Consider the following 7,147-nt stretch of genomic DNA (forward strand, 5'->3'; position numbering starts at 1 on the left):
GGTTGCGGTTCCCTTGCGACTGAGTCACAGTCCTGCGGCGTCGGCGGACGGAATGGAGGTTCCGTCCGGTGTGTTTGACCCACTGGGAGGGAATACCGATGAAGAAAATGCTTTTGCTGGGTGCCGCGTTCGCCACGCTCGCCCTGAACGCGCCCGCGCATGCCGAACTGAAGTTCAAGCCAGGCGAGGACGCGCGGTTTCACTGGGCCAACTTCGACGAACTCAAGAAGGTTGACCTCAAGGGCGAGACGCTGACGATCTTTGGCCCGTGGCGCGGTGAGGACGAGGCGCTTGCCCGTTCGGTACTCGATTATTTCGCGGAAGCCACTGGCGCCGAGATCAAATATTCCTCGTCCGAAAACTACGAGCAGCAGATCGTCATCGACACGCAGGCGGGCAGCCCGCCGAACATCGCGATCCTGCCGCAGCCGGGCCTGATCCAGGACCTTGCCTCCAAGGGCGTGCTGACCCCGTTGGGCGACGACGTCGCCGCATGGGTCAAGGAGAACTACGCGGCTGGCGATTCCTGGGCCAAGCTCGGCACTTTCGCAGGAAAGGACGGCAAGCCAGGCTTCTATGCGCTTCCCTACAAGATCGACGTGAAGGGTCTGGTCTGGTACTCGCCCGATAATTTCGAGGAAGCCGGCTACAAGGTGCCGAAGACGCAGGAGGAACTTGCCGAGCTCGAAAAGAAGATCATTGCCGATGGCGGCAAGCCCTGGTGCATCGGGCTTGGCTCCGGCGGTGCCACCGGATGGCCGGCGACCGACTGGGTCGAGGACATCATGCTGAGGACGCAGCCGCCGGAAGTCTACGACAAGTGGGTGAAGAACGAGATTCCGTTCACCGATCCGGCGGTGGTCAACGCCATCGACATTTTCGGCAAGATCGCCACCGACGACAAGATGGTCGACGGCGGCGCCAAGGCGGTCGCCGCGACGGACTTCCGCGATAGCCCGAAGGGCCTCTTCAGCGTGCCACCGAAATGCTACATGCACCACCAGGCATCGTTCATCCCCTCCTTCTTCCCGGAGGGCGTAAAGCTCGGCCAGGATGCGGACTTCTTCAACTATCCGCCTTACGCTTCCAAGCCGGAACTGGGCACGCCGCTGGAAGTGGCCGGAACATTGGTGATGATCACCAAGGATTCCAAGGCATCCCACGAGTTCATCAAGTTCCTGGAGATGCCGCTCGCGCATGAATTGTGGATGGCGCAAAAGAGCTTCGTGACCCCGTTCAAGGGAGCCAACAAGGACGCCTATGGCAGCGACGCGCTGAAGAAGCAGGGCGAGATCCTGGTCGGCGCGACGACAGTGCGCTTCGACGGGTCCGACCTGATGCCCGGCAAGATCGGCGCCGGCTCATTCTGGACCGGCATGATCGACCTGGTCGGCGGCAAGTCCGCCCAGGATGTCGCCACCGACATCCAGAAGAGCTGGGACGGGATCAAATAGGCAACCGGCGGTGACCGCAGCCTAAAAACGCGTCGCGTCGAAACGGATTCACGCGACGCGCTTTAGGTCTTCGTTTCATGCATGTCGTCCTCCCAATGCTGGGTCCGGGCTTCGGCCCGGTCCGACCGGCGGCTTCCGCCGGAAACCTTCGCATTTCAATTGTTCCGAATGACTGAAAGTCGGCGCATCCGATCGCCAGCATTGCCTGGTCGATCATGCGCAGGGAGAGGGACCCATGGCGGCTCAGATTTTCTCGGCTATTTTCGTCATCATCATCGGCGTCGGAGGCTGCGTCGCCTATTTTTGGGGCGCCAACAGACTGGTCGACCTGATATTCCCGTCGCGCGGCGTCTCTGGCGCGGCGGCCATCGACAATCTGCGCCGGCAGGGACTGGTGCGGCCGTGGCTGTTCGTCGGTCCGGCGATGATCATCCTGACCATCTATCTGATCTATCCCGTCATCGAGACGCTACGGCTTTCGTTTCTCGATCGCGGCGGCGTCAATTTTGTCGGGCTGGCCAACTATCAGTGGGCGTTCGGCGACCGCGACTTCCGCAACTCGATCCTCAACAACGTGTTGTGGCTGGCCGTGGTGCCCGCCGCCTGCACTTTCCTCGGCCTGATCATTGCCGTGCTCACCGACAAGATCTGGTGGGGCACGATCGCCAAGAGCCTGATCTTCCTGCCGCTGGCGATCTCCTTCGTCGGCGCCAGCGTGATCTGGAAATTCATCTACGAGTATCGCGGCGAGGGCCAGGTACAGATCGGTATCCTCAATGCCATCATCCAGCATTTCGGCGGCCAGCCGCAGGTCTGGATATCGCTGCCGTTCTGGAACAATTTCTTCCTGATGGTCATCCTGATCTGGATCCAGACCGGTTTTGCCATGGTCATCCTGTCGTCGGCGCTGCGCGGCATTCCCGAGGAAACGCTGGAAGCCGCCGTCATCGACGGCGCCAACCCGTTCCAGATCTTCTGGAAGATCATGGTGCCGCAGATCTGGGGCACCATCGCCGTGGTCTGGACCACGATCACCATTCTGGTGCTCAAGGTGTTCGACATCGTGCTGACCATGACCAACGGCCAGTGGAACAGCCAGGTGCTGGCCAATTTGATGTTCGACTGGATGTTCCGCGGCGGCGGCGATTTCGGCCGTGGCGCGACGATAGCCATCATCATCATGATCGCGGTCATCCCGATCATGGTCTGGAACATCCGCCAGGCCAACAAAGAGACGGGAGGGCACTGAGATGGCCGTCGCGACCGGAAACTCCTTCGCCAGCCGCTTCGGCGTTCACATCGCGGTGCTGGTCTTCGTGACAATCTGGACCATTCCAACGCTCGGCATCCTGGTCTCCTCGCTGCGCGACAAGGACCAGATCATCGCCTCGGGCTGGTGGAATTCGTTCGCCAGTTCGACCCAGACCGAGGCCGGCCGCCTGCCGCCCGCCTCGGCACAGGTTCAGAAGGACGGCAAGTTCGTTCTGGAAGGCAACATCTTTGGCGACGGCGCCAAGCGCGACATCAGCGCCTTCGGCGTCAAGTCGGCCGCACCGACGCAATATGCGGCCGGCACATCGGCCGATCTCGGCGACGGCGTGACCCTGCAGGTCAATGCCGACGGCAGCTTCGTCATGACCTCGCCCAAGGCTTTCGAGGGCGACCGCGGCCAGCGCCTCTATTACGCCTCGTCGGCGCCGCCGAAATTCACCACCGACAACTACCGGTCCGTGCTGTTTTCGGAAGGCATCGGCCGCTCGTTCATGAACTCGCTCACCGTCACCATCCCGGCGACCGTGATCCCGATCCTGATCGCGGCTTTCGCGGCCTATGCGCTGGCCTGGATGCGCTTTCCCGGCCGGGCGCTGCTGATCGCGGTGATCATCGGCCTCCTGGTGGTGCCGCTGCAGATGTCGCTGATCCCGCTGCTGAAACTCTACAACGGCGTCGGCTCGTTCTTCGGCGTGCCGTCGAAAACCTATCTCGGCATCTGGCTGGCGCATACCGGCTTCGGCCTGCCCTTCGCCATCTATCTCCTACGCAGTTACATAGCCGGCCTGCCGCGCGAAATCATGGAATCGGCGCGCATCGACGGCGCCAGCGATTTCGAGATCTTCGTCAAGATCGTGTTGCCGCTGTCGTTCCCGGTGCTGGCCTCGTTTGCCATCTTCCAGTTCCTGTGGGTATGGAACGATCTTCTGGTGGCGATGGTTTTCCTCGGTACGGAAGCAGACCAGATCGTGCTGACGGCCAAGCTCAATGCGCTGCTTGGTTCACGCGGCGGCGATTGGGAGATCCTGACGACATCGGCGTTCGTGACCATCATCGTGCCGCTGATCGTGTTCTTCTCGCTGCAGCGCTATTTCGTCCGCGGGCTGCTTGCCGGCTCGGTGAAAGGAGGCTGAGACCATGCAATCCGCTTTGAAAGCCAGTTCGAAACCTGACCTCGCCATCGATCGCGACTGGTGGCGCGGCGCGGTGATCTACCAGATCTATCCGCGCAGCTATCAGGATTCGAACGGCGACGGCATCGGCGACCTCAAGGGCATCATCCAGCGGCTGCCCTATATTGCCGCACTCGGTGCGGATGCCATCTGGATTTCGCCTTTCTTCACGTCGCCGATGAAGGATTTCGGCTACGACGTCTCGGATTATTGCGATGTCGACCCGATGTTCGGCACGCTGGCCGATTTCGATGCGCTGACGGCGGAAGCGCACCGGTTGGGTCTCAAGGTGATGATCGACGAGGTGCTGTCGCACACCGCCGACATCCATCCCTGGTTCAAGGAAAGCCGGTCGAGCCGCACCAATCCCAAGGCGGACTGGTATGTCTGGGCGGACGCCAGGCCCGACGGCACGCCGCCCAACAACTGGCTGTCGATCTTCGGCGGATCGGCCTGGCAATGGGACACCAGCCGCCAGCAATATTACCTGCATAATTTCCTGGCCGAGCAGCCTGACCTGAACTTCCACAGCCGCGAGGTCCAGGACGCCCTGCTCGACGTCACCCGTTTCTGGCTGGAGCGCGGCGTCGACGGCTTCAGGCTCGACACTATCAATTTCTACTTCCACAGCCAGGGCCTGGAAAACAACCCGCCGCTGCCGCCCGAGGAGCGCAACGACCAGACGGCCCCCGCGGTCAACCCCTACAACTACCAGGACCATATCTACGACAAGAGCCGGCCGGAGAACCTCGGTTTCCTCGAACGTTTCCGCGCCCTGCTCGACGAGTATCCGGCAACCGCCGCTGTCGGCGAAGTCGGCGATTCGCAGCGTGGGCTGGACGTGGTGGCCGCCTATACGGCCGGCGGCAAGCGCGTGCACATGTGCTATTCCTTCGATTTCCTGGCGCCGGAAAAGATCAGCGCCGCCAAGGTCTGCTCGGTGCTGGAAACCTTCGGCAAGGTCGCCACCGATGGCTGGTCGTGCTGGGCGTTCTCCAACCATGACGTGATGCGCCCGGCCTCGCGCTGGGCGGCTGGCGAAGCCGACCCGACCGCCTATCTCAAGGTGATCTCGGCATTGCTGATGTCGCTGCGCGGCTCGGTCTGCATCTACCAGGGCGAAGAGCTAGGCCTCGGCGAGGCCGAACTGCGCTTCGAGGATCTGCAGGATCCCTACGGCATCCGCTTCTGGCCGGAATTCAAGGGCCGCGACGGCTGCCGCACGCCCATGGTGTGGGACGGCAATGCCAAGAACGGAGGCTTCTCCCAGGCAAAGCCCTGGTTGCCGGTGCCGGCCAAGCATTTGTCGCAGGCCGTCAATGTGCAGCAGGGCGACGAGACTTCGCTACTCGAGCACTACCGGCGGTTTCTCACCTTCCGCCGCGCCCACCCCGCGCTGGCCAAGGGCGATATCGCCTTCATCGAAAGCCAGGGCGACACCGTCGCCTTCACCCGCCGGGCCGGCAACGAGCAGATCGTCTGTGCCTTCAACCTTGGCGCCAAGCCGGCCAAGGTTGACCTTGGCGGCCGATCACTGCACCCTTTGCCGGGACACGGGTTTTCCGGGCAGGCGAACACCGGTTCGGTCGAACTCGGCGGCTACGGCGCCTGGTTCGGACGCATCGACTGAATTTTGAGGAATCGACTCAATTTTTTGAGGAATCACTGGAGGAACCAATGGCCGATGTCAATTTGAGGCAAGTGAAGAAGTCCTACGGCAATCTCAACATTCTCCACGGCATCGACCTCGATATCAAATCGGGCGAGTTCATCGTCTTCGTGGGTCCGTCGGGCTGCGGCAAGTCGACCTTGCTGCGCTCCATAGCCGGGCTCGAGGAAATCACCTCAGGTGAGCTCAAGATCGATGGCGAGGTGGTCAACGACGTGCCGCCATCGAAGCGGGGCATCGCCATGGTGTTCCAGTCCTACGCGCTCTATCCGCACATGACCGTCTACGACAACATGGCGTTCTCGATGAAGATCGGCAAAGAGAACAAGGCCGAGATCGACCGTCGCGTGCGCCAGGCAGCCGAGATCCTGCAGCTGACCAAATATCTCGACCGGCTGCCCAAGGCGATGTCGGGCGGTCAGCGCCAGCGCGTCGCCATCGGCCGCGCCATCGTGCGCAACCCGAAAGTGTTCCTGTTCGACGAGCCGCTGTCGAACCTCGACGCGGCGCTCCGCGTCGCCACCCGCATCGAGATCGCCAAGCTCAAGGAATCGATGCCCAACACGACCATGATCTACGTCACCCACGACCAGGTCGAGGCAATGACGCTGGCCGATCGCATCGTCGTGCTCAAGGAAGGCCATATCGAACAGGTCGGCACGCCGATGGAGCTCTACAAGAAGCCCGGAAATCTGTTCGTCGCCCAGTTCATCGGCTCGCCGGCCATGAACATCCTGCCGGCGACCATCGACAAGACCGGAAACCCGACAATCGTCAGCCATGTCGGCGGCCGCAAGGCGACGGTGCCGATCGCGACACCGGCTTCGGCGAAGGGCGCGGCGATAAGCTTCGGTGTGCGGCCAGAGGATCTGATCATCGCCAGCGGCACGGACTATCTGTTCGAGGGCACGGTGGATTATGTCGAACAGCTCGGCGAGGTCCAGCTGGTCTATGTCGACATCGGTCGCGCCGACCTGCCGCTGGTGACCAAGCTGCCCGGCAATGTCGAGGTCAAGCGCGGCTCGACATTGCGGCTGAGCGCCAATGCCGAGGACCTGCATATCTTCGACGCGGATGGCCGGTCCTTCGCGCTGCACGAGGCGGAAGCAAAGGCGGCTTGAGCTAAAAGCCAACTGTAACGACAAAAAAGAGCGGCGGGCATGGCCCGCCGCTCTTTGTTAAACCGACTTCGATTTGTTAGTGATTGCCGAAGTGGTCCCGGTCATTGCTCTGGGGGGTCGGCTTCTGCACGTTGCCCGACGAATTGAGCAGCTTGTAGACAGGCGAGCCGCTGTCGCGGATCGAGCCGGTATGCGAAGCGTCCACACCGGTCGAAGTCACGGCAGGCTGGTTGGCGCCGTTGGAGCCATAATTGTCGCTGCCGGCGACAGCGCTGCCGGAAATGGCCAGGACGGCGGCGGCAGCAAGGATGATCTTCTTCATTTCACGTCTCCTGAAGTCTCGAATTCCATAGCAGCGGCGGGCAAACCCGCCGTTGCCAGGTCGGCTGTTAGTTGTTGCCGAAGAGGTTGTGGTCGGCGCCGAAGACAGGCTTCTGGTCAGCCGGTTCCGACTTCTTG

At 61.9% G+C, this 7,147-nt stretch carries 6 protein-coding genes; 5 read left to right on the forward strand and 1 reads right to left on the reverse strand.

The features are described 5' to 3' along the window. Positions 1-98 precede the first annotated feature (98 nt). The 5 genes from FJ978_RS04800 to ugpC all read left to right on the forward strand — a co-directional run bounded on the left by FJ978_RS04800 (position 99) and on the right by ugpC (position 6,688). Positions 99-1,454 (forward strand): ABC transporter substrate-binding protein, encoded by a 1,356-nt coding sequence (locus tag FJ978_RS04800; RefSeq protein WP_013891615.1) that lies wholly within the window; start codon positions 99-101, stop codon positions 1,452-1,454. A gap of 235 nt (positions 1,455-1,689) precedes the next feature. Continuing rightward, a complete protein-coding gene (locus FJ978_RS04805; RefSeq protein ID WP_013891616.1) occupies positions 1,690-2,703 on the forward strand; it encodes a sugar ABC transporter permease in 1,014 nt (337 codons plus the stop codon). 1 nt (position 2,704) lies between these two features. Continuing rightward, the gene (locus FJ978_RS04810; protein ID WP_023765593.1) at positions 2,705-3,859 is read left to right on the forward strand and encodes a carbohydrate ABC transporter permease; all 1,155 of its coding nucleotides are present in this window, start codon (positions 2,705-2,707) and stop codon (positions 3,857-3,859) included. 4 nt (positions 3,860-3,863) lie between these two features. Continuing rightward, entirely contained in the window at positions 3,864-5,528 is a 1,665-nt protein-coding gene (locus FJ978_RS04815) for an alpha-glucosidase (protein ID WP_140570645.1), read from the forward strand. Between the two features lie 47 nt (positions 5,529-5,575). Beyond that, entirely contained in the window at positions 5,576-6,688 is a 1,113-nt protein-coding gene (gene ugpC, locus FJ978_RS04820) for a sn-glycerol-3-phosphate ABC transporter ATP-binding protein UgpC (protein WP_140570647.1), read from the forward strand. 76 nt (positions 6,689-6,764) lie between these two features. On the opposite strand, the gene FJ978_RS04825 is transcribed toward ugpC, so the two are convergent. Continuing rightward, positions 6,765-7,010: a DUF680 domain-containing protein gene (locus tag FJ978_RS04825; protein WP_140570649.1), complete on the reverse strand. Its 246-nt coding sequence runs from the start codon at positions 7,008-7,010 to the stop codon at positions 6,765-6,767. Positions 7,011-7,147: the final 137 nt, after the last annotated feature.

This window comes from Mesorhizobium sp. B1-1-7 (genome assembly GCF_006442705.1).
In the GTDB taxonomy this organism is placed as follows: Bacteria; Pseudomonadota; Alphaproteobacteria; order Rhizobiales; family Rhizobiaceae; genus Mesorhizobium; species Mesorhizobium opportunistum.